The sequence below is a fragment of the Variovorax paradoxus genome (assembly GCF_030815975.1).
Lineage (GTDB): Bacteria > Pseudomonadota > Gammaproteobacteria > Burkholderiales > Burkholderiaceae_C > Variovorax > Variovorax paradoxus_N.
This window is the reverse complement of sequence record NZ_JAUSXL010000002.1, coordinates 180,090-203,637: the sequence shown is the minus strand read 5'-3', so window position 1 is coordinate 203,637 and position 23,548 is coordinate 180,090. Positions and strand designations below refer to the sequence as shown.

Annotated in this window: 21 protein-coding genes; 2 read left to right on the top strand and 19 right to left on the bottom strand. The window is 65.4% G+C overall.

The genetic code is table 11. The features are described from left to right. Nucleotides 1-53 precede the first annotated feature (53 nt). Nucleotides 54-3,284 (bottom strand): efflux RND transporter permease subunit, encoded by a 3,231-nt coding sequence (locus QFZ47_RS04700; protein WP_307658885.1) that lies wholly within the window; start codon nt 3,282-3,284, stop codon nt 54-56. 104 nt (nt 3,285-3,388) lie between these two features. On the opposite strand from QFZ47_RS04700, the gene QFZ47_RS04695 reads away from it, so the two are divergent. Beyond that, nucleotides 3,389-3,895 carry a gluconokinase gene (locus QFZ47_RS04695; RefSeq protein WP_307654541.1) on the top strand — a complete coding sequence of 169 codons (507 nt, stop codon included), beginning with the start codon at nt 3,389-3,391 and terminating at the stop codon, nt 3,893-3,895. Nucleotides 3,896-3,906: 11 nt separating this feature from the next. Here QFZ47_RS04695 and gnd read toward each other — a convergent pair whose 3' ends face one another. From gnd to QFZ47_RS04655, 8 genes are all read right to left on the bottom strand, one after another. Continuing rightward, nucleotides 3,907-5,328 carry a decarboxylating NADP(+)-dependent phosphogluconate dehydrogenase gene (gene gnd, locus QFZ47_RS04690; protein WP_307654540.1) on the bottom strand — a complete coding sequence of 474 codons (1,422 nt, stop codon included), beginning with the start codon at nt 5,326-5,328 and terminating at the stop codon, nt 3,907-3,909. Between the two features lie 105 nt (nt 5,329-5,433). Then, nucleotides 5,434-6,042 (bottom strand): 3'-5' exonuclease, encoded by a 609-nt coding sequence (locus tag QFZ47_RS04685; RefSeq protein ID WP_307654539.1) that lies wholly within the window; start codon nt 6,040-6,042, stop codon nt 5,434-5,436. Next, entirely contained in the window at nt 6,039-6,344 is a 306-nt protein-coding gene (locus QFZ47_RS04680) for a TfoX/Sxy family protein (protein WP_307654538.1), read from the bottom strand. The genes QFZ47_RS04685 and QFZ47_RS04680 overlap by 4 nt, the downstream gene beginning before the upstream one ends. A gap of 93 nt (nt 6,345-6,437) precedes the next feature. Continuing rightward, a complete protein-coding gene (locus tag QFZ47_RS04675) occupies nt 6,438-6,827 on the bottom strand; it encodes a VOC family protein (RefSeq protein ID WP_307654537.1) in 390 nt (129 codons plus the stop codon). A 28-nt stretch (nt 6,828-6,855) separates the two neighbouring features. Continuing rightward, entirely contained in the window at nt 6,856-7,359 is a 504-nt protein-coding gene (locus QFZ47_RS04670; RefSeq protein ID WP_307654536.1) for a GNAT family N-acetyltransferase, read from the bottom strand. A 49-nt stretch (nt 7,360-7,408) separates the two neighbouring features. Beyond that, nucleotides 7,409-8,284, bottom strand: a complete 876-nt coding sequence (gene fghA / locus QFZ47_RS04665; protein ID WP_307654535.1) for an S-formylglutathione hydrolase — start codon at nt 8,282-8,284, stop codon at nt 7,409-7,411. Then, nucleotides 8,281-9,207, bottom strand: a complete 927-nt coding sequence (locus QFZ47_RS04660; RefSeq protein ID WP_307654534.1) for an alpha/beta fold hydrolase — start codon at nt 9,205-9,207, stop codon at nt 8,281-8,283. Before QFZ47_RS04660 ends, fghA begins: the two co-directional genes overlap by 4 nt. A 21-nt stretch (nt 9,208-9,228) precedes the next feature. Continuing rightward, nucleotides 9,229-10,335 (bottom strand): S-(hydroxymethyl)glutathione dehydrogenase/class III alcohol dehydrogenase, encoded by a 1,107-nt coding sequence (locus QFZ47_RS04655; protein ID WP_307654533.1) that lies wholly within the window; start codon nt 10,333-10,335, stop codon nt 9,229-9,231. 91 nt (nt 10,336-10,426) lie between these two features. Here QFZ47_RS04655 and aroQ point away from each other — a divergent pair, with 91 nt between their 5' ends. Continuing rightward, a complete protein-coding gene (aroQ, locus tag QFZ47_RS04650) occupies nt 10,427-10,867 on the top strand; it encodes a type II 3-dehydroquinate dehydratase (protein ID WP_307654532.1) in 441 nt (146 codons plus the stop codon). A 12-nt stretch (nt 10,868-10,879) separates the two neighbouring features. On the opposite strand, the gene QFZ47_RS04645 is transcribed toward aroQ, so the two are convergent. From QFZ47_RS04645 to QFZ47_RS04600, 10 genes are all read right to left on the bottom strand, one after another. Further along, nucleotides 10,880-12,418 carry a SpoVR family protein gene (locus tag QFZ47_RS04645; RefSeq protein ID WP_307654531.1) on the bottom strand — a complete coding sequence of 513 codons (1,539 nt, stop codon included), beginning with the start codon at nt 12,416-12,418 and terminating at the stop codon, nt 10,880-10,882. Then, nucleotides 12,415-13,707 (bottom strand): YeaH/YhbH family protein, encoded by a 1,293-nt coding sequence (locus tag QFZ47_RS04640; RefSeq protein ID WP_307654530.1) that lies wholly within the window; start codon nt 13,705-13,707, stop codon nt 12,415-12,417. Before QFZ47_RS04640 ends, QFZ47_RS04645 begins: the two co-directional genes overlap by 4 nt. A 66-nt stretch (nt 13,708-13,773) precedes the next feature. Next, complete coding sequence (locus QFZ47_RS04635; protein ID WP_307654529.1) at nt 13,774-15,696, bottom strand: PrkA family serine protein kinase; 1,923 nt, start codon at nt 15,694-15,696, stop codon at nt 13,774-13,776. 730 nt (nt 15,697-16,426) lie between these two features. Then, nucleotides 16,427-17,563: a molecular chaperone DnaJ gene (dnaJ, locus tag QFZ47_RS04630; protein WP_307654528.1), complete on the bottom strand. Its 1,137-nt coding sequence runs from the start codon at nt 17,561-17,563 to the stop codon at nt 16,427-16,429. Nucleotides 17,564-17,660: 97 nt separating this feature from the next. After that, nucleotides 17,661-19,601: a molecular chaperone DnaK gene (dnaK, locus tag QFZ47_RS04625; RefSeq protein ID WP_307654527.1), complete on the bottom strand. Its 1,941-nt coding sequence runs from the start codon at nt 19,599-19,601 to the stop codon at nt 17,661-17,663. A 120-nt stretch (nt 19,602-19,721) separates the two neighbouring features. Continuing rightward, entirely contained in the window at nt 19,722-20,297 is a 576-nt protein-coding gene (gene grpE, locus QFZ47_RS04620; RefSeq protein WP_307654526.1) for a nucleotide exchange factor GrpE, read from the bottom strand. A 159-nt stretch (nt 20,298-20,456) separates the two neighbouring features. Continuing rightward, the gene (locus QFZ47_RS04615) at nt 20,457-20,807 is read right to left on the bottom strand and encodes an FKBP-type peptidyl-prolyl cis-trans isomerase (RefSeq protein WP_012746856.1); all 351 of its coding nucleotides are present in this window, start codon (nt 20,805-20,807) and stop codon (nt 20,457-20,459) included. A 98-nt stretch (nt 20,808-20,905) separates the two neighbouring features. Next, nucleotides 20,906-21,352: a winged helix-turn-helix transcriptional regulator gene (locus tag QFZ47_RS04610; RefSeq protein ID WP_307654525.1), complete on the bottom strand. Its 447-nt coding sequence runs from the start codon at nt 21,350-21,352 to the stop codon at nt 20,906-20,908. 176 nt (nt 21,353-21,528) lie between these two features. Beyond that, nucleotides 21,529-22,380 (bottom strand): archaetidylserine decarboxylase, encoded by an 852-nt coding sequence (gene asd, locus QFZ47_RS04605; protein ID WP_307654524.1) that lies wholly within the window; start codon nt 22,378-22,380, stop codon nt 21,529-21,531. A gap of 145 nt (nt 22,381-22,525) precedes the next feature. Further along, a complete protein-coding gene (locus QFZ47_RS04600) occupies nt 22,526-23,518 on the bottom strand; it encodes a Bug family tripartite tricarboxylate transporter substrate binding protein (RefSeq protein ID WP_307654523.1) in 993 nt (330 codons plus the stop codon). Nucleotides 23,519-23,548 lie beyond the last annotated feature (30 nt).

The window sequence follows — 23,548 nt, the reverse complement described above, 5'->3', positions numbered from 1 at the left end:
AGCTGCGGCCCCCTTGGGGGGCAGCGAATACACGGAGTGAATGAGCGTGGGGGTCAAGGTTTCAGTTCTCCTGGGGCGCTGCGCCCCGCGGGCGGTTGCGCCGAATGGTGTGCTTCTTCGCGTGCCGCTTTGCGGTGCGCAAGCCGACTGTGCACCCCCGCGAACACGGCAGGCACGAAAAACAATGTCGACACCGTGGCAAAAAGCAGGCCGCCGATCACCGCGCGGCCCAGCGGCGCGTTCTGCTCGGCGCCTTCGCCGATGCCCAGCGCCATCGGGATCATGCCGATGATCATCGCCAGCGCCGTCATCAGCACCGGCCGGATGCGCGTGGCACCGCCCTCGAGCGCGGCCGAAAGCGGTGGAATGCCGGCCTGCAGCCGCTCGCGCGCGAACGACACCAGCAGGATGGAATTGGCCGTGGCCACGCCCATGGTCATGATCGCACCGGTCAGCGCGGGCACGCTCAGCGTGGTGCCGGTGATGAACAGCATCCACGCGATGCCGGCCAGCGCGGCGGGCAGGGCGGTGATGATGATGGCCGCGTCGAGCCACGACTGGAAGGTGACCACGATCAGCAGGTACACCAGCACGATGGCCATCACCAGCCCCACGCCCAGGCCGATGAAGGACGACTGCATGGTCTGCACCTGCCCGCGGATGGCGACCTGGCTGCCGCGCGAGAGCTTGGGTCGCATCTCGTCGACCAGCACCTGCACCTTCGAGGCCACGCTCGCAAGGTCGGTGCCCTGCACGCTCACGTAGACGTCGATCACCGGCGCAATGTTGTAGCGCGACATCACCGCCGGCTGCCGCGCGGCCTGCGCATCGACCAGGTTGCCCAGCAGCTGCTGCGAAACACCGCTGGCGGCCGCCGTGCCGCCCGTGCCCACCGGGATATTGAGCAGCGAGTCGAGCGAGTCGACGTTGTACTGCGGCGTCTGCACCGCAATGCTGTAGACCACGCCGTTCTGTGGATTGAGCCAGAAGGCCGGCGCCGTCTGCGAGCTGCCCGAGAGCGCAATGAGCACGTTCTGCCCCACGTTGGCCGCGGTGAGGCCGTACTGCTGCAGCCGCGTGCGGTCCATCTGCAGGTTGAGGCTGGGCCCGTCGAGCCGCTGGTGCACGTGCGCATCGACCGCGCCGGGAATCTGCTTGATGGCCTTGGTGAGCTCGGCCGCGCGGGCCGCGTTGCCCGCCATGTCGGCGCCGCTGAACTGCACGTCGATGGCCGCAGGCAGGCCGAAGTTCAGGATCTGCGTGACGATGTCGGCGGGCTGGAAGAAGAATTCGACACCCGGAAAGCGCCTGGGCAATTCAGCGCGCAGCAGCGAGACGAATTCCTCGGTGGGCCGATGGCCGTCCTTCAGCGAGAGCAGCAGCTCCGCGTCGAAGGTGCCGATGGTGCCGGCATTGCTGTATGAGAGGTTGATGCCGCTGTTGGGAATGCCGAGGTTGTCGAGGATGGTTTCGAGCTGGCCGGGCGGCACCAGCTCGCGGATGGCGGCCTCGACGCGGTCGGTGAGGCGCGCCGTTTCCTCGATGCGGGTGCCGGTGGGGGCGCGCAGGTGCAGGCGGATCTGGCCTGCGTCCACGGTCGGGAAGAAGTCGCGGCCCAGCGCCGGATACAGCAGGCAGGACAGCAGGCAGAAGCCCAGGAACAGGCCGATGAACCCCCCGCGCCTGGACAGCACCACCGACAGCAGCAGCGTGTAGGCGCGGCGCACGCGCTCGAAGCGGCGATCGAAGCTCTGGTAGACGCGCTGCAGCGCGCTGGGCTTTGCATCGTGGGCCGGCTGCGCATGTGCGCCGCCCATCAGCAGCATCACCAGCGTGGGCACCAGCGTGCGCGAAAGCAGGTAGGAGGCCAGCATCGCGAACACCACCGCCTCGGCCAGCGGCACGAACAGGAAGCGCGCCACGCCCGAGAGAAAGAACATCGGCACGAACACGATGCAGATGCACAGCGTGGAGACGAAGGCCGCATTGCCGATCTCGCCCGCGCCGACCTCGATGGCTTCCTTGAGCGGCGTGCCCATGTGCAGGTGGCGCTCGATGTTCTCGATCGTCACGATCGCCTGGTCCACCAAGATGCCGACCGAGAGCGCAAGCCCGCCCAGCGTCATGAGGTTGAGCGTTTCGCCGAGCGCATACAGCACCAGGATCGAGGCCAGGATCGACAGCGGAATCGTGAGCCCGATGATCAGCGTGCTGCGCCAGTTGCCCAGGAACAGCAGCACCATCGCTGCCGTGAGCGCCGCCGCCAGGATGGCCTCGAACACCACGCCCTTGACGGCCGCCTTCACGAACACCGACTGGTCGAACAGCGGCGTGATCTTGATGTCCTGCGGCATGGTCTGCGCGGCCACCGGCAGCATCGCGCGGATGTTCGAAACGATGTCCAGCGTGGAGGCGCCGCCGTTCTTCAGCACCGACAGCAGCACGCCGCGCACGCCGTCCTGGCGCACGATGTTGGTCTGCGGCGAGAAACCGTCGCGCACATAGGCCACGTCGCGCAGGTAGGTGGTGGCGCCGTTCACCGTGCGCACCGGCAGGTCGTTGAGTCCGGCCACCGCGTCGGGCGAACCGTTCATGCGCACGCTGTATTCGGTGGCGCCGAACTTGGCGGTGCCCGAAGGCAGGATCAGGTTCTGCGTGTTGACCGCGTTCACCACGTCGGCCGGCGTGAGGCCGCGCGCCTGCATCGCCTGGGTGTCGAGGTCGACCGAGATCAGCCGGTTCTTGCCGCCGTACGGAAACGGAATGGCCGCGCCGGGCACCGTGATGAGCTGCGGCCGCAGCTGGTTGACGGTGGCATCGAACAGCGAGTTTTCAGAGCGCGTGGGGCTGGACAGCGCAAGCTGGACCACCGGCACGCTGGAGGCCGAATACTTGATGACCAGCGGCGGCGTGATGCCCGGCGGCAGCTGCCGCACCTGCGCCTGCATGGAGGCCACCACCTGCGAGATCGCCATCTCGATGTTGGCGGTGGGCTGGAAGAACACCTTGATGATCGACACGCCCGCGAGCGACTGCGACTCGATATGCTCGATGTCGCTCACCGTGGTGGTGAGGCCGCGCTCCACCTGGCCCGAGATGCGCTGGCCCATCTCCTGCGCCGGCAGGCCGGTGTAGTTCCAGATGACGCTGACCACCGGGATGTTGATCTCCGGGAAGATGTCGGTGGCCATGCGCGCCAGCACGAAGGGCGTGGCCAGCACGATCAGCATCGCCATCACGATGAAGGTGTAGGGGCGACGCAATGCGAGCTGGACCATGGACAGGGCTCTCTGCTTCCGGCGGAAAAAGGTTGTGCATCATAAGGAAGTAGATTTAAGTTCGGCTGATGCACGGGGATTGCCCCGCAATTGCACCAAAAAGGGAATGTATGAACGGGGTATGGCTGGTCGTGATGGGTGTTTCAGGCTGCGGCAAATCGAGCCTCGGGGCTGCGCTGGCAGTGGGGTTCGGGCTGCCGCTGATCGAGGGCGACGACTACCATCCGCCGGCCAATGTCGAGAAGATGAGCCGCGGCATCGCCCTGACCGATGCGGACCGCGCCGGCTGGCTCGCGACGCTGGGGCAGAAGCTGGCCGCTGCGCCGCAGGGAGCGGTGCTGACCTGCTCGGCGCTCAAGCGCAGCTACCGGGAGCAGCTGCGCGCGGCGGTGCCGGGGCTGCGCTTCGTGTTCATGGAGATCGAGCGCGCCGAGGCCGAACGCCGCGTGGCCGCACGGGCCGGCGAGGGTGAGCACACGTTCCCGGCAAGCCTGGTCGCCAACCAGTTCGCAACGCTCGAATCACCGGCCGGCGAGCCGGGCGTGCTGGCGGTCGATGCGACCGCACCGCTGGGGGTGCTGGTCGGGCACGTGAAGGCCTGGCTGCCTGCGGTCTGATCTGTTCGGCGTCAGCCGATGACTTCCGGCCAGTTGGTGTGGAAGAACTCGCCGGCGGGCTTGTCCACACGCTCGTAGGTGTGCGCCCCGAAGAAATCGCGCTGCGCCTGCAGCAGGTTAGCGGGCAGCCGCTCGGTGCGGTAGCTGTCGTAGTAGGCCAGCGAGGCGCTGAACGCCGGCACCGGAATGCCGTTGCTCACCGCCAGTGCCACCACTTCTCGCCAGTTCTGCTGCGTGCGGTTCAGCAGGTCCTTGAAGTAGGGGTCGAGCATCAGGTTGCGGAGGGATGGATCGGTGCGGTAGGCGTCGGTGATGCGGTTCAGGAAGCGCGCGCGGATGATGCAGCCGCCGCGCCAGATGGCCGCGATGCGGCCGAGGTCGAGCTTCCACTCTTTCGTCTCGCCCATGGTCTGAACGAGGTCGAAGCCCTGCGTGTAGCTGATGACCTTCGAGGCATAGAGCGCGTCGTGTACCTTGGCCACCAGCGCCTTCTTGTCGAGCGACAGTGCGATCTTCGGCCCCTGCAGCAGCTTGCTGGCCGCCACGCGCGCCTTCTTCTGCGATGACAGCACGCGCGCCTCGACCGCGGCGTTGATGGTGCTGATGACCACCGCGTTCTGGGCCGCGTTGACGAGTGTCCACTGCCCCGTGCCCTTCTGGCCGGCCTTGTCGAGAATGAGTTCGACGATCGGCTGGCCGGTTTCCGGGTCCTTTTGCTCGAGCGCCTTGGCGGTGATCTGGATCAGGTAGCTTTGCAGCTCGCCCTCGTTCCATTCGTTGAAGACCGCAGCCATCTCGTCGGTGCTGAAGCCGGCGGCCTTGAACAGGCTGTAGGCCTCGCAGATCAGCTGCATGTCGCCATACTCGATGCCGTTGTGCACCATCTTCACGTAGTGGCCCGCGCCGCCGGGGCCGATGTGGATCACGCAGGGCTCGCCGTCCACCTTGGCCGCGATGCTCTCGAAGATCGGCTTCATCACCTCCCAGGTGGAGAGCGGTCCGCCCGGCATGATCGACGGACCCTTGCGCGCGCCTTCCTCGCCGCCCGAGACGCCCGCGCCGATGAAGCGCAGGCCCTTGGTTGCGAGGTAGGCGTCGCGGCGCTCGGTGTCGGTGTAGAGGCTGTTGCCGCCGTCGATGACGATGTCGTCCTTGTCGAGCAGCGGAATCAGCTGCTCGATGACCTGGTCGACCGGCGCGCCGGCCTTCACCATGATCTGGATCTTGCGCGGCCGGGCGAGGCTCTGCACGAACTCCTCCAGCGTTTTCGTGCCGACCAGCTTCTTGCCCGGGTTGGCGGCCACGAAGGCTTCGGTGGTGGCTTCGGTGCGGTTGTACACGCTGACCTGGAAGCCGCGGCTTTCCACGTTCAGCACCAGGTTCTGGCCCATCACGGCCAGGCCGATCAATCCGAAATCGCTCTTGTTGCTCATGGCCCTTCTTTCGTGTGCGGTAAATGTGATGGGCATTGTGCCGGCGGTGCCGTGGGCCTGCCATCGGAGGGCGCTGATGGCCGGGCGGGATGCAGGGCCGCCGGTTCAGCCGCCGAACAGCGCATCGAACACGCGAATCGATGCATAGGCGTCGTTGGCCGCGTAGCGCATCTGCGCTTCGGTCAGTTGCCTGTTGGCCCAGTTCGAGGTGGTCGCCTTGCGCGACTTCACGAAGCGCCGGTTGAACACCAGCGCCACGGCCGCCTTCACGCCCACCGACTTGCGGTAGCCGCGGCGGCGAAACTCGCTGTCGATGTCGAACACCGCCTTCGGTTCGATGTTGAGGCGGTTGCGTATCAGCGTGAGATCGGTCGAAAGGCCGAAGCCGACTTTGCGGAGTTCGGTGGAAGCAAGCAGCGCTGCGACCACCGGGTTGCATTCGGTGCGGTGCAGCTGGAACAGCCAAGCGGTTTCGCGCGTTGCGAACTGCACCACGTGCGGTCCGCCCGAGACCTCGTTCTTCGCGAAGGTGGGCTTGGATTCGGTGTCGAAGCCGGCAACGCCGGCGGCCAGCAATGCGGCGGCGGCATGTTCGGCCTCCTGCAGCGTGGAAACGACCACGATGTCTCTCAGGCCCAGGCCCTCGAAGGGTTCGAGCAGCGCGATCTGCTCGCGCTCGGGGAGGGGTGGCAACGCGGGAGGGTTGTCGCTCACAAGGGGGCTGCTTTCTTTTTCTTCACTGGGGCTTTCCTGGTGGCCTTCCCGGCGGCGGCCGCGGTCTTTTTCTTCTTCGGCGGCTGGCCTGAACGCAGGGCCGCTTCATAGGCGCGGCGGCCCCAGAGCGCGGCTTCCTCGCGGTCCTCGAAAAGATCGGCCGGCGCCAGCCGGTACGACATGGGCATCGCCTTCCCTTCGCGCACATAGGTGAAGGGCGGCAGGTTCAGCTTGTCGAAATGCTCGGCGCTGCCGGCATCGGCCTTGAGGTAGAGCGTGTCCTTGGCGACGAGCGCGATCATGCGGCCCTCGTGCCACACGCCATGGCCGCATGCGGCGCGTTTCGATGCGGCCGAGGCGCTCGAAGACTTCGTGCAGGCTCTGGACGAATGCACTCATCCGGTGATCTCGATGCGGTTGCCGTCCGGGTCGAGCACCACGCTTTCGTAATAGCCGTCGCCGGTGCGGCGCGGGCCGTCGAGCAGCGGGTAGCCGTCGGCCTTCAGGCGCTGCGTGAGCGCGTCGACCGCCGCATCGGAACCCACGCTGATGGCCAGGTGCGTCCATCCCATGCGCTGGGCGCCGGGTTCGGCGGGCACGGGCGAGAGGGTGCTCGTGGCCATGGCCTCGATGCGGGCACCGTCGCCCAGGCTCAGGAAGCAGGACGCAAAACCCTTGGCCGGGTTGACATAGCCCGCACCGGCCGTGGCGCCGAAGTAGTCGATGTAGAAGCGCTTGCAGCGTTCGAGATCGGTGGTCCAGAGGGCAATGTGATCGATGCGCATGAAGAAAGAAACCGGGGAAGGAAAGTGCTCAGCCGTTGCGCCGCGGCTGCCGCGGCGGGCTCGCGGGATGCCAATGGTAGGCGACCCGTTCACGTCCGCTGGCCGGGTGCCGGTCGACCGCGCCGCGCGCGAGGCCGTAGCGCTCGTAGAAGCGCTGCGCCGCGGTATTGCTGGTGGCCACGTGAAGCTTCCAGCCGAGCGGCATGCGCACGCTGGCTTCGTCGAGCAGCGCCTGCCCCAGGCCCTGGTTGCGAAGATGGGGCTCGACGAACAGCTGCGCCACGTATTCGCGCCGCGCCAGCAGCACCATGAAGGCGAGCACCTGGCCTTCGCGTTCGGCCAGCACCACGTCGGCGGGCGGCACGAATTCGGTTTGCACGCGCCGCAGCCAATGCGTGATCGGCTCGATGACGGCGGCATTCCGGTTGGCCGCCATCCAGGCGCGGCGCCAGATGCCGGCCAGTGCCAGGCTCTCTTCGGCGGCACCGTCGCGGGACCGCAATTGGAAGGCAGGAATCTGTGCTGCGGACATGCGGCCCATGATAAGCCGCCCGTGGGCCGCGGTCGATCAACGGGGCCGATCAACCGCGCAGTGTTTGCGCGTGGTGCGCGATGTGGTCCGCCATGAAGGTCTGGATGAAGTAGTAGCCGTGGTCGTAGCCCGCGTGGCGGCGCAGCGTGAGAGGCTGGCCGGCGGCAAAGCAGGCCGCCTCGAAGACTTCCGGGTGCAACTGCTCGGCCAGGAATTTGTCGGCCAGCCCCTGGTCGATCAATATGCCTTGCGGATAGGGTGCAGCGGTTTGCGACTTCATGAGCGCGCTGGCGTCGTGTGCGAGCCATTGCGCGCGGTCGCCGCCGGGCTCGCCCAGGTAGCCGCCGAACGCCTTTTCGCCCCATGGGCACTGCGAGGGAGCGCAGATCGGCGCAAAGGCCGACAGCGACTTGAAGCGCCCCGGATGCCGCAGCGCCAGCGTGAGCGCGCCATGGCCGCCCATCGAATGGCCGAAGATGCCCAGGTGCTGGTCGTCGATGGCGAAGTGCCGTCCCACCAGGGGCAGCAGCTCGTGCACGATCCAGCTTTCCATGCGCCAGTGGGTGGACCAGGGGGCTTCGGTGGCGTCGAGGTAGAAGCCCGCGCCAATGCCGAAGTCCCAGTCGGCCGTGGCGCCGGGCAGGCCTTCGGCAATGCTCCCGCGCGGGCTGGTGTCGGGCGCGATCAGCGCCAGGCCCAGGCTGGCGGCCATGCGCTGCGCGCCGGCCTTCACTGCGAAGGTTTCTTCGTTGCAGGTCAGCCCCGCAAGGTAGAGCAGGGCCGGCACGCGCTCGTTCGCGGCCTGCGGCGGCAGGTAGACCGAGAAGCGCATCGGCAGGCCGGTTTCGTGCGAGGCGTGCGCGTGGAAGCTCTGCACGCCGCCGAAGACGTGGTGCTCGGAAAGGGTCTTGAGGGAGTCGGTCATCGGGAGGTGTTGTTGTGCAGCGATGCCGGAACGAGTTCGAGCACGGCGTCGGCAAAGATGCGCGGCGCCTCCTGCGGCAGGTTGTGGCCCGCGCCGGGCACCAGGCGGTGCGAGCGCGGCCCGCTGAAGCGCTGCGCATGGGCCGAGGCGTCGGCGGGCGGGCGCACCCCGTCGTCGATGCCGTCGAAGGTGATGGCGGGCACGGCAATCGCGGGCTGCGCGGCCAGGCGGCGCTCGATGTCCGCGTACGCCGGGTCGCCCGCAACCAGGCCGAAGCGATGCCGGTACGAATGGATCACCACGTCGACGAAGTCGGGGTGGTCGAAGGCGGCGGCGCTGCGCTCGAAGGTGGCGTCGTCGAACTTCCAGGTCGGCGACCAGAGCTGCCAGAGCAGCCGCGTGAGCGCCTTGCGGTCCTTCGCGAGGCCGGCGCGGCCGCGTTCGCTGTGGAAGTAGTACTGGTACCAGAGGCTGCGCTCGTTTGCCGGCGTGTCGGGCTCCATCGCCTTGGCGATGTCCTGGATGTTGTAGCTGTTGAGCGAAACCAGGCCCGCGCAGCGCTCGGGCCACAGAGCCGCCACCACGCAGGCGGCGCGGCCGCCCCAGTCGTAGCCGGCGAGCACCGCGCGTTCGATCTCCAGCGCATCGAGCAGCGCGAGCAGGTCGGCGCCGAAGGCCGCCTGTTCGCCCGAGCGCGGCGTGGCATCGCGGAGGAACCGCGTGGCGCCATAGCCGCGCATGTACGGAACGATCACGCGGCAGCCCTGCCCGGCGAGCATCGGCGCGACTTCCGCGTAGGCGTGGATGTCGTACGGAAAGCCGTGCATCAGCAGCACGGGCGGGCCGTCGGACGGGCCTGTTTCGTAGTAGGCGACTTCGAGGACGCCCGCTTCGATCCTGCGCAAGGGTTCCATGTGGTTCATGGCGGGCGTTCTCCTCGAAGGCTAGTAGAGAACCACGCCGCGAATGGATTCGCCGCGCTTCATCAGGTCGAAGCCCTTGTTGATGTCTTCGAGCGGCATGGTGTGCGTGATCAGGTCGTCGATGTTGATCTTGCCTTCCATGTACCAGTCGACGATCTTGGGCACGTCGGTGCGCCCGCGCGCGCCGCCGAAGGCCGAGCCTTCCCACTTGCGGCCCGTGACCAGCTGGAACGGCCGCGTGCTGATCTCGGCACCCGCCTCGGCCACGCCGATGATGATGCTGCGGCCCCAGCCCTTGTGCGTGCATTCGAGCGCCTGGCGCATCACCTTGGTGTTGCCGATGCACTCGAAGCTGTAGTCGGCGCCGCCGTCGGTCAGCTGCACGATCGCATCGACGATGTTCTCGTGCTCCTTCGGGTTGAGGAAGTGTGTCATGCCGAACTTGCGGGCCATCGCCTCGCGCTCGGGGTTCAGGTCGACGCCGATGATCTTGTCGGCGCCCACCATCTTGGCGCCCTGGATCACGTTCAGGCCGATGCCGCCGAGGCCGAACACCACCACGTTGGCACCGGCTTCCACCTTGGCCGTGAAGATCACCGCGCCGATGCCGGTGGTGACGCCGCAGCCGATGTAGCAGACCTTGTCGAACGGAGCGTCCTCGCGGATCTTGGCGAGCGAGATCTCGGGCGCGACCGTGTAGTTGCTGAAGGTGCTGGTGCCCATGTAGTGGAAGATGGGCTTGCCGTCCAGGCTGAAGCGGGAGGTGGCGTCGGGCATCAGGCCCTTGCCCTGCGTGCCTCGGATCAGCTGGCAGAGGTTGGTCTTGCGCGACAGGCAGAACTTGCACTGGCGGCATTCGGGCGTGTAGAGCGGAATGACGTGGTCGCCCTTTTTCAGCGTGGTGACGCCGGGGCCCACGTCGACCACGATGCCCGCGCCCTCATGGCCGAGGATGGCCGGGAAGATGCCTTCGGGGTCGGCGCCCGAGAGGGTGTAGTAGTCGGTGTGGCAGATGCCGGTGGCCTTGATCTCGACCAGAACCTCGCCGAATTTCGGCCCTTCGAGGTCCACGGTTTCGATGGTCAGCGGGGTTCCGGATTTCCAGGCGACGGCAGCTTTGGTTTTCATGGCGCTTCAGGGCAAAAGCACAAGCATACCCAGACAGCGCCCTCTGCGGCCAGCGCAACCATAATGGCGGCATCCTTCGTTGCCATTCATCATGAAGAAAATACTCGTCCTCAACGGCCCCAATCTCAACCTGCTCGGCACGCGCGAGCCCGAGCAATACGGACGCGACACGCTGGCCGACGTCGAGCGCCTGTGCAGGGACGCCGGCGCCAGCCACGGCGTGGAAATCGAATGCCGCCAGTCGAACCACGAGGGCGTGCTGATCGACTGGATCCACGAGGCCGGCCGCGAGGTGGCCGCCGGCAACATGCTCGGCGTGGTGATGAACCCGGGCGCCTACACCCACACCTCGATCGCGCTGCACGACGCCATCAAGGGCGCGAGCGTGCCGCTGATCGAACTGCACATCTCGAACGTGCACGCGCGCGAGGAGTTTCGCCACCACTCGTACATTTCGCCCGCGGCGCGCGGCATCATCGTGGGTCTTGGCGTCAAAGGCTACGCATTGGCCATCGCGGCCCTGGTGCCCTGAGCCTCGCGGCGGTCAGTCGGTTTGCCGGGGGGCAGCGGCCTTCCAGCTGCGGCTGATGTGGCCTTGGGCGTCGACGCTCTCCAGATGCACGTCGAAGCCCCACAGCCGCGCGACGTGCTTCAACACTTCTTCGGCGTCGTCGTGCAGCGGCAGGTTGTTGCGCTGCGTGTGGCGCAGCGTCAGGGCGCGGTCGCCGCGCATGTTGACGTTCCACACCTGGATGTCGGGCTCCCTGCTGCTGATGTCGTACTGGCGTGACAGCGATTCGCGCAGCGCCTGGTAGCCGCTGTCGTCGTGGATGGCGGACACCTCGAGTTCGGGCTCGCTCTGGTGGTCGCGAATGGAGAACAGCCTGAAATCGCGCATGGTCTTCGGGCTCAGGAACTGGCCGACAAAGCTCTCGTCCTTGAAGTTGCGCATGGCGTAGTCGAGCGTCTTGACCCAGTCGGTGCCCGCGAAGTCGGGGAACCAGCGGCGGTCTTCCTCGGTGGGCTTTTCGCAGATGCGCCGCAGTTCGGTGAACATCGAGAAGCCCAGCGCGTAGGGGTTGATGCCGCTGTAGGCGCGATGTCCGACGGGCGGCTGGAAGATCACGCCGGTGTGCGAGCTGAGCCATTCCATCATGAAGCCGTCGGCGAGCTGGCCGCGGTCGTACATGGTGTTGAGCAGGGTGTAGTGCCAGAACGTGGCCCAGCCCTCGTTCATGACCTGGGTCTGGCGCTGCGGATAGAAATACTGGGCGATCTTGCGCACGATGCGCACCACCTCGCGCTGCCAGGGCTCGAGCAGCGCGGCATTCTTCTCGATGAAGTAGAGCAGGTTCTCCTGCGGTTCCGAGGGGAAGCGGCGGGATGAGTCGGATTCGGTTGTGTGTTCGCCGCTCTTGCGCGGCAGGGTGCGCCAGAGATCGTTGACCTGCTGCTGCATGTGGCGCTCGCGGTCGGCGCGCTGCGTACTCTCCTGCGCCAGCGAGCGCTTCTGCGGACGGCGATAGCGGTCGACGCCGTAGTTCATCAGCGCGTGGCAGGAGTCGAGCAGCTCTTCCACCGCGTCGAGCCCGTGGCGCTCCTCGCATTCGGCGATGTAGTGCCGCGCATAGACGAGGTAGTCGATGATCGAGGACGCGTCGGTCCACATCCGGAACAGGTAGTTGCCCTTGAAGAAGCTGTTGTGGCCATAGGCCGCATGGGCGATCACCAGGGCCTGCATGGCCATGGTGTTTTCTTCCATCAGGTAGGCAATGCAGGGGTCGGAGTTGATGACGATCTCATAGGCCAGCCCCATGTGGCCGCGGCGGTAGTTCTTCTCGGTGGCGATGAACTGCTTGCCGTAGGACCAGTGGCGATAGATCATGGGCATGCCGACGCTGGCATAGGCATCCATCATCTGCTCGGCGGTGATCACCTCGAGCTGGTTCGGGTACACGTCCAGGCCGAAGCTCCTGGCCGTCTTCGCGATCTCGGTGTGGTAGGTCTCGATGAGATCGAAGGTCCAGTCCGACGGACTGGGCAGGCGCTCCAGGCGTTCGAGGGGAGGGTGGTCGGAGGTCATGCCGGCACTCCCTCTTTCTTGAAGAGGTCGCGGAACACGGGGTAGATGTCCCGCGCGTCCGACACCTTGCGCATCGCAAAATTGGGCTCCATGCCTTCGAGTTGCGCGTATTCCTGCCAGAGGTTCTGCTCGGTTTCGGCCACCTGCACATAGGCGTAGTAGCGCACCACCGGAAGGATGCTCTCGACCAGCAGCTCGCGGCAGCGTCCGCTGTCCTGGTGCCAGTTGTCGCCGTCGCTCGCCTGCGCGCCGTAGACGTTCCATTCGCCGCTCGGATAGCGCGCCTTGATGATTTCATCCATCAGCACCAGCGCGCTCGACACCACGGTGCCGCCGGTTTCGGTGGCATGGAAGAACTCTTCCTCGGTCACTTCCTGCGCTTGCGTGTGGTGGCGCAGGAACACGAGGTCGATGGTTTCGTAATGCCGCGTGAGGAACATGTAGAGCAGCATGAAGAAGCGCTTGGCCATGTCCTTGCGCGCCTCGTCCATCGAGCCCGAGACGTCCATGAGGCAGAACATGACGGCCTTGGCGCTGGGCACCGGCGTCTTGACGCGGTTGCGGTAGCGCAGGTCGATGGGGTCGATGTAGGGCACATGCCGCATGGTGCGGCGCAGTTCGGCGATCTGCTCCTCGGTTTCGCGGATTTCGTTCTTGATCAGGGCCTGTTCGGCCTGCGGGTGCTGCCGCAGGTGCAGCAGGTGCGTCTCCAGTCGGCGCAGCTCCTTGCGCGGCTCGCCGCCCAGCGCGATGCGCCGCGCCAGGGCGCCGCGCATCGAGCGCACCACGTGCAGGTTGTTGGGCGAGCCGTCGCTCGTGAAGCCGGCGCGGTGGCTCTTCCACTCGGGCACTTCGGCGATCTGCGTGCGAATGAGGTGCGGCAGCGCCAGGTCGTCGAAGAACACGCGCATGAACTCGTCGCGCGTGAGGCGGAACACGAAGTCGTCCTCGCCTTCGCCGCTGTCTCCGGCCTCGCCGCTCCCCGAACCGCCGCCGGCCTGCCCCTCCGGGCGCGCAATGCGGTCGCCCTTGAGGTATTCCTGGTTGCCCGGGTGCACGTACTCGCGGTCGCCGCCGCGCGCATGGCCGAAGACGGGTTCGGACACATCGTGGCGCGGCAGGGTGACATCTTCGCCTTGCTCCAGTTCGCGGATGTTGCGCCCGCTCACAGCGCGCCGCACGGCCTCCTGGATCTGTCCGCGGTAGCGCCTGAGGAAGCGCTCGCGGTTGCCAATGGACTTGTTCTTGCCCGAGAGCCGGCGGTCGATGATCTGCTGCAGGATGGCCACGATGTTGTCAAAGCTCCTTGCAAAAAGGGGGTGAAGCCTTTTGGGCCCCGCCGCTGTGAACTGTCGCTATGAACTCTTGCGCACGCGCAGGTACCACTCGCAGAGCAGGCGAACCTGCTTGGCCGTATAGCCTTTCTCGACCATGCGGGTCACGAAGTCCTCGTGCTTCTTCTGCTCGTCGGCGCTGCTCTTGGTGTTGAAGCTGATCACCGGCAGGAGTTCCTCGGTGTTGGAGAACATCTTCTTCTCGATGACCGCGCGCAGCTTTTCGTAACTGGTCCAGGCGGGGTTGCGCCCGGCATTGCCGGCGCGTGCGCGCAGCACGAAGTTGACGATCTCGTTGCGGAAGTCCTTCGGATTCCCGATGCCCGCGGGCCGCTCGATCTTCTCGAGTTCGGCGTTGAGCGAGGCGCGGTCGAAGACTTCGCCGGTGTCCACGTCGCGGAACTCCTGGTCCTGGATCCAGTAGTCGGCGTAGGTGACGTAGCGATCGAAGATGTTCTGGCCGTACTCGCTGTAGCTCTCGAGGTAGGCGGTCTGGATTTCCTTGCCGATGAACTCGGCGTAGCGCGGTGCCAGCAGCTCCTTGATGTAGCTGATGTACTTCTGCTCGGTTTCCGGCGGAAACTGCTCGCGTTCGATCTGCTGCTCGAGCACGTACATGAGGTGCACGGGGTTGGCCGCCACTTCGGAACTGTCGAAGTTGAACACCTTCGAGATGATCTTGAAGGCGAAGCGGGTCGAGACGCCGCTCATGCCTTCGTCCACGCCGGCGTAGTCGCGGTATTCCTGGATCGACTTGGCCTTGGGGTCGGTGTCCTTGAGGTTCTCGCCGTCGTAGACCTGCATCTTGCTGTAGATGCTGGAGTTCTCGGGTTCCTTCAGCCGCGTGAGCACCGAGAGCTGCGCCATCATGCGCAGCGTTCCGGGGGCGCAGGGCGCCTTGGAGAGCGACGAGTTGCGAACCAGCTTCTCGTAGATCTTGATTTCCTCCGAGGCACGCAGGCAGTAGGGCACCTTGACGATGTAGATCCGGTCGAGGAAAGCCTCGTTGTTCTTGTTGTTGCGGAAGGCCTTCCATTCGCTTTCATTGCTGTGCGCCAGCACGATGCCGTCGAACGGAATGGCGCCGAAGCCCTCGGTACCCTTGAAGTTGCTTTCCTGCGTGGCAGTGAGCAGCGGATGCAGCACCTTGATGGGCGCCTTGAACATTTCCACGAACTCCAGCAGGCCTTGGTTGGCCAGGCACAGGCCACCCGAGTAGGCATAGGCGTCGGGGTCGTCCTGGGCGTAGGTTTCGAGCTTGCGGATGTCGATCTTGCCGACCAGCGAGGAAATGTCCTGGTTGTTCTCGTCGCCCGGCTCGGTCTTGGCCACGGCGATCTGCCGCAGCACCGACGGGTAGCGCTTGACCACCTTGAACTGGCGGATGTCGCCGCCGTACTCCTCGAGCCGCTTCACGGCCCAGGGCGAGAGGATGCGGTTCAGGTAGCGCCGTGGGATGCCGTATTCCTTTTCGAGGATCTCGCCGTCTTCGGCGGCATCGAAGAGGCCCAGCGGCGTCTCGTTGACCGGCGAACCCTGGATGGCATAGAAGGGCACGTGCTCCATGAGCTGCTTCAGGCGCTCGGCGATCGAGCTCTTGCCGCCGCCGACGGGGCCGAGCAGATAGAGGATCTGCTTCTTTTCTTCCAGGCCCTGGGCGGCATGCCGGAAGTACGACACCACCTGCTCGATGGCGTCCTCCATGCCGTAGAACTCCTTGAACGCCGGGTAGATCTTGATGACCTTGTTCGCGAAGATCCGCGACAGCCGGGAATCGTTGCGCGTGTCGACCAGCTCGGGTTCGCCGATGGCCTTGAGCATCCGCTCGGACGCAGTGGCATACGCGGTGGGGTCGCGTTTGCAGATATCCAGGAAGTCCTGCAGCGAGAGGACTTCCTCGCGGGTGCGCTCGTAACGGGCGGCAAAGTTGCTGATCACATCCATGGTCACGCCTCCATCAGGTCTGCGGGTTTATTGACCCGAAGCCTGCAGCCGCAATGCGCCGCAACTTTTTAAAGGTGTGCCGCCCGTGGCTGCAAGCCATCGAAACTCCCTTAATCTCCATCTACACAAACAGCATAAAGCAAAGAGTGCACCCGGAAAATTCTTTGTTAAATCAGAACCACAGTGCCGAGTAAAGTTCCTGAGAAAAACCCGCAGCATTTGGCAATTCCAGCTAAATTTCAGGGTTCGGCAATCGAACTTCGTGCGGCCCCTCCGCCCAGTGAAAATACCTATGGCGATCGGCCTATGCAGTCATTGCATCTTTTCCGGCGAAAGCACCTCCTAATGAGCCCTCGGCAGCTCAAAACGGTTACACCATCAATAACGCGCCGGGTCGTGTTTAGGTTTATTGCTCAGCCGAAAAATATATAAAAGCAATCTGCGCGCCATCTTTTGATGGGCATGTCGCGCATGTGGGCGTGGGAAAGCGCGCCAGAACTTGGTCGGCGCAGTTCCGAGGAGGGGCCGTCATGGCGCACGGCACCGAACGAGGTCGGCAGGCACCGTTCGCGTGCGCGGAGGACGGCGGCGTCGAAGCGAGGTCGCGCCGTGCCTTCCAACTACTTGAAAAGACAGGGAAATCGGCAGCGCCGAGCCTTCGGTTGGCTCCGGGCGAGGAACGAAGCAAGGCGCAGCGAAGTGCACCGAGCTTCATGCAGGGGCCTCTTCTTCAGCTGAAGAATTCCTTGGCCTTGTCGAGCCATCCCTTGTCGGTCGGGCTGTGCTTGTCGCCGCCCTTCTTGAGCGATTCGTCGAGTTCCTTCAGCAGCTTGCGCTGGTGCTCGGTGAGCTTGACGGGGGTTTCGACGCGCACGTGGCAGTACAGATCGCCCGGGTAGCTCGAACGCACGCCCTTGATGCCCTTGCCGCGCAGGCGGAACTGCTTGCCGCTCTGGGTGCCGTCGGGAATGTCGATGGCGGCGGCGCCCTTGAGCGTGGGCACGCTGATCTCGCCGCCCAGCGCCGCGGTGGTCATGCTGACGGGCACCACGCAGTGCAGGTCATCGCCGTCGCGTTCGAACAGCTCGTGCTTCTTGAGGCGGATCTCGATGTAGAGATCGCCGGGCGGCCCGCCATTGGTGCCCGGCTCGCCGTTGCCGGTGCTGCGGATGCGCATGCCGTCGTCGATGCCGGCCGGGATCTTGACTTCGAGCGTCTTGTTGTTCTTGATCCTGCCCTGGCCATGGCACACGGTGCAGGGCTCGGGAATGATCTTGCCGCTGCCGTGGCAGGTGGGGCAGGTCTGCTGCACGCTGAAGAAGCCCTGGCGCATCTGCACGGCGCCGGCGCCGTGGCAGGTGGTGCAGGTGATGGGCTTGGTGCCGGGCTTGGCGCCGGTGCCCTTGCAGGTGCCGCAGTCGTCCCAGCTCGGAATGCGGATCTGCGCTTCCTTGCCTTCGGCCGCTTCTTCCAGCGTGACTTCCATCGCGTAGCTGAGGTCGCTGCCGCGGAACACCTGGCGCCCGCCGCTGGTGCGCCCGCGCGCGCCGCCGAACACGTCGCCGAAGATGTCGCCAAAGGCCTCCGCGAAGCCGCCGAAGCCTTCGGCGCCGGGGCCGCCGCGCATATTGGGGTCGACGCCGGCGTGGCCGTACTGGTCGTAGGCCGCGCGCTTCTGCGCGTCGGACAGCATTTCGTAGGCTTCCTTGACCTCTTTGAACTTGGACTCGGCGTCCTTGGTGGTGTCGCCGTGGTTGCGGTCCGGGTGGTGCTTCATCGCAAGCTTGCGATAAGCCTTCTTGATTTCCTCCTCGCTCGCGTTCTTGGGAACGCCGAGGGTTTCGTAGTAGTCGCGTTTTGTGGCCATGGCTGGTTCGGTCGGGGCAGGCGGGAAGCCGTAACTTGAAGCGAGAAAGGCTGGAGCACCCTGTCAGGTGATCCAGCCTCGTTCGAAGGACGGAGGATCAGCCCTTCTTGACTTCCTTGACTTCGGCGTCGACCACGTTGTCATCGGCCGGAGCGCTTGCAGCTTCCGGGCCAGCGGCCGAGGCACCCGGGCCGCCGGCGGCGCCTGCCGCGGCCTGCGCGTCGGCATACATCTTCTCGCCGAGCTTCTGGCTTGCGGTCATGAGCGTGTTGGTCTTTTCCTCGATCGAGGCCTTGTCCTCGCCCTTCAGGGCTTCTTCCAGGTCCTTGATCGCGGCTTCGATCTTTTCTTTCTCGCCGGCGTCCAGGCTTGCGCCGTGTTCGCCGAGCGACTTCTTCACGCTGTGCACCATGGCTTCGCCCTGGTTGCGGGCCTGCACGATCTCGAGCTTCTTCTTGTCGTCGGCCGCGTTGAGCTCGGCGTCCTTCACCATCTTCTGGATCTCGTCTTCCGAGAGGCCCGAGTTCGCCTTGATGGTGATCTTGTTTTCCTTGCCGGTGCCCTTGTCCTTGGCGCCGACATGCAGGATGCCGTTGGCGTCGATGTCGAAGCCCACCTCGATCTGCGGCGTGCCGCGCGAGGCCGGCGGAATGCCCTCGAGGTTGAATTCGCCCAGCAGCTTGTTGCCCGAGGCGATCTCGCGTTCGCCCTGGAACACCTTGATGGTCACGGCCGGCTGGTTGTCCTCGGCGGTGGAGAAGGTCTGCGCGAACTTCGTCGGGATCGTGGTGTTCTTCGTGATCATCTTGGTCATCACGCCGCCCATGGTCTCGATGCCCAGCGACAGCGGGGTCACGTCGAGCAGCAGCACGTCCTTGCGGTCGCCCGAGAGCACCTGGCCCTGGATGGCGGCGCCGACGGCCACGGCTTCATCGGGGTTCACGTCCTTGCGCGGCTCCTTGCCGAAGAAGGCCTTCACCTTTTCCTGCACCTTGGGCATGCGGGTCATGCCGCCGACCAGGATCACGTCGTTGATGTCCGACACGCTGATGCCCGCGTCCTTGATGGCCAGGCGGCAGGGCGCGATGGTGCGTTCGACCAGCTCGTCGACCAGGCTTTCGAGCTTGGCGCGCGTGAGCTTGATGTTCAGGTGCTTCGGACCTGAGGCATCGGCCGTGATGTAGGGCAGGTTGATGTCGGTCTGCGCGCTGTTCGACAGTTCGATCTTGGCCTTTTCGGCCGCTTCCTTCAGGCGCTGCAGCGCGAGCACGTCCTTGCCCAGGTCCACGCCTTGCTCTTTCTTGAACTCGGCAATGATGTAGTCGATGATGCGCTGGTCGAAGTCTTCGCCGCCCAGGAAGGTGTCGCCGTTGGTCGACAGCACTTCGAACTGCTTCTCGCCGTCGACGTCCGCAATTTCGATGATCGACACGTCGAAGGTGCCGCCGCCGAGGTCATACACGGCGATCTTGCGGTCGGCCTTGTCCTGCTTGTCGAGGCCGAAGGCCAGCGCAGCAGCGGTGGGCTCGTTGATGATGCGCTTGACGTCCAGGCCCGCAATGCGGCCGGCGTCCTTGGTGGCCTGGCGCTGGGCGTCGTTGAAGTAGGCCGGCACCGTGATCACGGCTTCGGTGATGGTTTCGCCGAGATAGTCTTCGGCGGTCTTCTTCATCTTGCGCAGGATGTCGGCGCTGACCTGCTGGGGCGCGATCTTCTTGCCGCGCACTTCCACCCATGCGTCGCCGTTGTCGGCCTTCGCGATGGTGTAGGGCATCAGGTCGATGTCCTTCTGGACTTCCTTTTCCTCGAACTTGCGGCCGATCAGGCGCTTGATCGCGTACAGCGTGTTCTTGGGATTGGTCACGGCCTGGCGCTTGGCCGAGGCACCGACCAGCACTTCGCCGTCTTCCTGGTAAGCCACGATCGACGGCGTGGTGCGCGCACCTTCCGAGTTCTCGATCACACGCGTGGTGTTGCCTTCCATGATCGACACGCACGAGTTGGTGGTGCCGAGGTCGATGCCGATGATCTTTGCCATGTTCTTACTCCTGAAAGCCTGAAAAGTATGTTGTTATGAACTTGTGGATAACCCGGCGCGATTCAAGGTATGAAGCGGGGATTTCCTGTGGGAATCGTGTGTGCAGCGAGCCGGGGCCGGTTACTTCGGCGCGCTGACCGTGACCAGCGCCGGGCGCAGCACGCGGTCGTTGATGGTGTAGCCCTTCTGGAGCACGCTCACCACGGTGTTGGGCTCCTGCTCGGGAGCGGGCACCACCGAGATGGCCTGGTGCTGGTGCGGATCGAACCTGGTGCCGGGGGCTGGAGCCACCTCGATCACCTTGTTGCGTTCGAGCGCGCTTTTGAGCTGGCGCAGCGTGGCTTCGGCGCCTTCGCGGATCTGCTCGGGGGTGGCGTCCTTGATGGCCAGGCCGGCTTCGAGGCTGTCGGTCACCGGCAGCAGGCTCTCGGCAAAGGCCTCGACGGCGAACTTGCGCGCCTTGGTGATTTCGTCGTCGGCGCGGCGGCGGGCGTTCTGGACGTCGGCTTGGGCGCGCAGGTACTGGTCGGACAGCTCGGCATTCTTGGCCTGGAGGGCAGCAAGTTCGCCCTGGGCAACGGCGAGCGCGTCCTGCGCCTCGGCTTCGTTGGCAGCCTGTGCGGCTTCCAGTTCTTCGGGGCTTGGCTCGCCTTGCAGCATTTGCGAATTCTGTGCGGATTGTTGCGGGTCGGACATTTTTCAGAGAACCGGTGGGGGCCGGGAAACAAAACGATAGCCAGCCACTTGGGGCTGGTCAGGGGCATTTCAAGCGAAAAAATGCGGCCAAAAGGGTCGCGGAGGCATGAAAAAGGCCCGCAATCGGGCCTTCGTGCCAGCGCCTGGCTTGGAGAAAGATCAGTGCGCGTCGAGCAGTTCGACGTCGAACTTGAGCGTGGCGTTGGGCGGGATCACGCCGCCCGCGCCGCGTGCGCCATAGCCCAGCGACGCGGGAATGATCAGCGTGCGCTTGCCGCCGATCTTCATGCCGGCAACGCCTTCGTCCCAGCCCTTGATGACCTGGCCTGCGCCCAGCGAGAACGCGAACGGGTCGTTGCGGTCGCGGCTCGAATCGAACTTGGCGCCTTGCACGCCGTCGTTGTAGAGCCAGCCGGTGTAGTGCACGTGCACGTGCTGGCCGGCCTTGGCTTCTGCGCCGTCGCCCACGGTGGTGTCTTCGTATTGCAGGCCGGAGGGAGTGGTAGGCATGTTGAACGCTCCTTGCGTCAATGGAATGGAGGGTGGATGGATAAACGGACCGAAGGCGCGGAGTTTACCGACGCCCCGGGAGAGGCCGGCCGGCCTGCTCAATTGCCAGTGTCAAGAGGCGGGACGGAGGAAGACGGAGACGACGCAGCAGGCGCGGGAGAGGGCGCTGCGCCAGGGGAAGAGGAAGAAGGAGGCGCCGAAGGCGAATTCGACGAAGGCGCAGGGGGGGCGGGCGCCGCCGCCTTCTTGACCTGGCCCAGCTGCCATTTGCCCGCGAAGGCCTGCAGATCCGAGAGCCGCTTGAGAAGGTCTTGTCCGCTCACCGTGAGGCTGTAGCCATCGCCGCCATGGCTCACGAGGCCGGCCTCGCGCAGCTCCTTGATGCGGGTGTTGAGCGTGTTGGGGGTGATGCTGCCGACGCTGTCCTGCAGCAGCCGGAAGGTCTGTGCGTGCCCATCGCGCAGCGCCCAGAGCACGCGAAGTGCGTAGCGGGCCTCGAGCAGCGCGAGCAGCTGGCTGACGGCTGCGTTTTCCTTGGTACTCATCGACATCATCTCCTCGGGGCTGGGCGGGCCATCGATCCTGGGAAGGGCCGGTGCCTCGCGTTCTTGTTGGCTCGCTACATGACCGCGCGTTGGCCGGCGACTATAGCGCAAGGATCACGATGCTACTAGTTTTATAGCTACGGGTGCATGCTGCATGCGGGCCGTGAGACAAAGCTTCACAAATTGGCGAAATTGGCCATGGCTTCGCCCAACCGGACCGCGCGGGTGGGCGACCAGTCGGGATTGAAGGCCAGCGGGGGCGCCGGGAACAGCATGACGACGGTGGAGCCGAGCAAGAAGCGGCCCATCTCCTCGCCCTGCCCGAGCACGATCTGCTGATCGGCGTAGTGCCATTCGCGCAGCTCGCCGCCGCGCGGCGGATTGACCACGCCGTGCCACACGGTGGCCATGCTGCCGACGATGGTGGCTCCCACCAGCACCAGCACGAAAGGCCCGTGCGCCGATTCAAAGACGCACACCACGCGCTCGTTGCGCGCGAACAGGCCGGGCACGCCGCGCGCCGTGACGGGGTTGACCGAGAACAGGTCGCCGGGCACGTGGATCATGCGCACCAGGCGCCCCTCGCACGGCATGTGGATGCGGTGGTAGTCCTTCGGACTCAGGTACAGCGTTGCGAAGCTGCCGTGCGCGAAGCGCGCCGCCAGCACCGCGTCGCCGCCGACCAGCGCGGTGGTGGTGTAGTTGTGGCCCTTGGCCTGGAAGATCTGGTCGCCCTCGATGGCGCCGAACTGGCTGATCGCGCCGTCCACCGGGCACAGGAGGTCGGCCTGCGCGAGCGGCCGCACGCCGGGCTTGAGCGCGCGCGTGAAGAACTGGTTGAAGCTCTTGTAGTGGTTGATGTCGGATTCGAGCGCCTCGCCCATGTCGACGCCGTACTTGGCAACGAAGCGCCGGATGATCCACGTGGTGACGGCGCCGCGTTCCTTGCCCGCGACCCAGCCGGCGAAGTTCGTCAGGGCCTGCTTGGGAAACAGGTATTGGGGCAGTACGGCAGAGCGGTCGGACACGTGTGGGAGGCCTGGAATGCCTGGAGTGCGAATCGGAGGGGCATTCTATAAAGCGCCCGGCGGCCCGAACGTAGGAGGCTTCCCTTGTATCCGGCGCGCCGTTTCTCGTAGCCGGGACGCGCCTCTGGCACGCCCCAAGCCGGCGTCAATCCGCCTTGATGCCCGCGGCCTTGATCACCTGCGCCCACTTTTCGACCTCGGCCTTCTGGAAGGCCGCGATCTTCGCAGTTGTCAGGTCGGCGGGCTCCATGCCGAAGCCCTTGAGTTTTTCCTGCATCTCGGGCGTTGAAAGGATCTTGCGGATCTCGGTGTGCAGCCGCTCGACGATGGGCGCCGGCGTGCCCGCGGGCACGAAGATCGCCTGCCACGACAGCACCTCGAAGTCCTGCAGGCCCGCGATGCCCGATTCCGCGACGGTCGGCACGTCGGGCATCGACGCCAGGCGCTTGGCCGAGGTCACGGCGATCGCGCGCAGCTTGCCGCTCTGCACGTGCGGGCCCGCCACCACGGTGGTGTCGAACATCATGTCGACCTGGCCGCCGATCACGTCCTGGATGGCCGGGCCGCTGCCCTTGTACGGAATGTGCGTGAACTTCACGCCCGACTTGAACGCCAGCAACTCGAGCGACAGATGCTGCGAGGTGCCCGTGCCGGCGGAGGCCGACGAGAGGCCGCCCGACTTGGTCTTGCTGGCTTCCAGCACGTCCTTCAGTGTCTTGTAGGGGCTGGCCTGGTTCACCACCAGCACCAGCGGATTGGTGCCGATCAGCGTCACCGGGGCAAACGACTTCTGCGGGTCGTAGCCGAGTTTCGGGTACAGGCTGATGTTGATGGCGTGCGAGCTGATCGTGCCGCCCACCATCGTGAAGCCGTCGGGCGCCGCGCGTGCGCCGATTTCCGAGCCCACGCTGCCGCCGGCGCCGCCCTTGTTGTCGATGATCACGCTCGTGCCCAGCACCGTGCCGAGCTTCTGGCCGATCAGGCGCGCCAGCACGTCGGTCGTGCCGCCCGCGGGAAAGGGCACGAGGTAGGTGATGGCCTTGCCCGTGGGCCAGTTGCCCGGGCCCTGCGCGAATGCGGGCAGGCCTGCGGCAAGCGAAGAGGCGAGGGCGGTGCGAATCAGTGTGCGGCGTTGCATTGCGGAATCTCCTTTGATGATGTTGGTGTC

Excerpts from the sequence above, each read along its gene's own strand:
- QFZ47_RS04645 (WP_307654531.1), bottom strand. The coding sequence starts at position 12,418 with ATGACCTCCGACCACCCTCCCCTCGAACGCCTGGAGCGCCTGCCCAGT.
- QFZ47_RS04695 (WP_307654541.1), top strand. The coding sequence starts at position 3,389 with ATGAACGGGGTATGGCTGGTCGTGATGGGTGTTTCAGGCTGCGGCAAA.
- aroQ (WP_307654532.1), top strand. The coding sequence starts at position 10,427 with ATGAAGAAAATACTCGTCCTCAACGGCCCCAATCTCAACCTGCTCGGC.
- QFZ47_RS04600 (WP_307654523.1), bottom strand. The coding sequence starts at position 23,518 with ATGCAACGCCGCACACTGATTCGCACCGCCCTCGCCTCTTCGCTTGCC.
- QFZ47_RS04655 (WP_307654533.1), bottom strand. The coding sequence starts at position 10,335 with ATGAAAACCAAAGCTGCCGTCGCCTGGAAATCCGGAACCCCGCTGACC.
- QFZ47_RS04670 (WP_307654536.1), bottom strand. The coding sequence starts at position 7,359 with ATGTCCGCAGCACAGATTCCTGCCTTCCAATTGCGGTCCCGCGACGGT.
- grpE (WP_307654526.1), bottom strand. The coding sequence starts at position 20,297 with ATGTCCGACCCGCAACAATCCGCACAGAATTCGCAAATGCTGCAAGGC.
- QFZ47_RS04615 (WP_012746856.1), bottom strand. The coding sequence starts at position 20,807 with ATGCCTACCACTCCCTCCGGCCTGCAATACGAAGACACCACCGTGGGC.
- QFZ47_RS04660 (WP_307654534.1), bottom strand. The coding sequence starts at position 9,207 with ATGAACCACATGGAACCCTTGCGCAGGATCGAAGCGGGCGTCCTCGAA.
- dnaJ (WP_307654528.1), bottom strand. The coding sequence starts at position 17,563 with ATGGCCACAAAACGCGACTACTACGAAACCCTCGGCGTTCCCAAGAAC.
- dnaK (WP_307654527.1), bottom strand. The coding sequence starts at position 19,601 with ATGGCAAAGATCATCGGCATCGACCTCGGCACCACCAACTCGTGCGTG.
- QFZ47_RS04680 (WP_307654538.1), bottom strand. The coding sequence starts at position 6,344 with ATGATCGCGCTCGTCGCCAAGGACACGCTCTACCTCAAGGCCGATGCC.
- gnd (WP_307654540.1), bottom strand. The coding sequence starts at position 5,328 with ATGAGCAACAAGAGCGATTTCGGATTGATCGGCCTGGCCGTGATGGGC.
- QFZ47_RS04675 (WP_307654537.1), bottom strand. The coding sequence starts at position 6,827 with ATGCGCATCGATCACATTGCCCTCTGGACCACCGATCTCGAACGCTGC.
- QFZ47_RS04635 (WP_307654529.1), bottom strand. The coding sequence starts at position 15,696 with ATGGATGTGATCAGCAACTTTGCCGCCCGTTACGAGCGCACCCGCGAG.
- QFZ47_RS04610 (WP_307654525.1), bottom strand. The coding sequence starts at position 21,352 with ATGAGTACCAAGGAAAACGCAGCCGTCAGCCAGCTGCTCGCGCTGCTC.
- fghA (WP_307654535.1), bottom strand. The coding sequence starts at position 8,284 with ATGACCGACTCCCTCAAGACCCTTTCCGAGCACCACGTCTTCGGCGGC.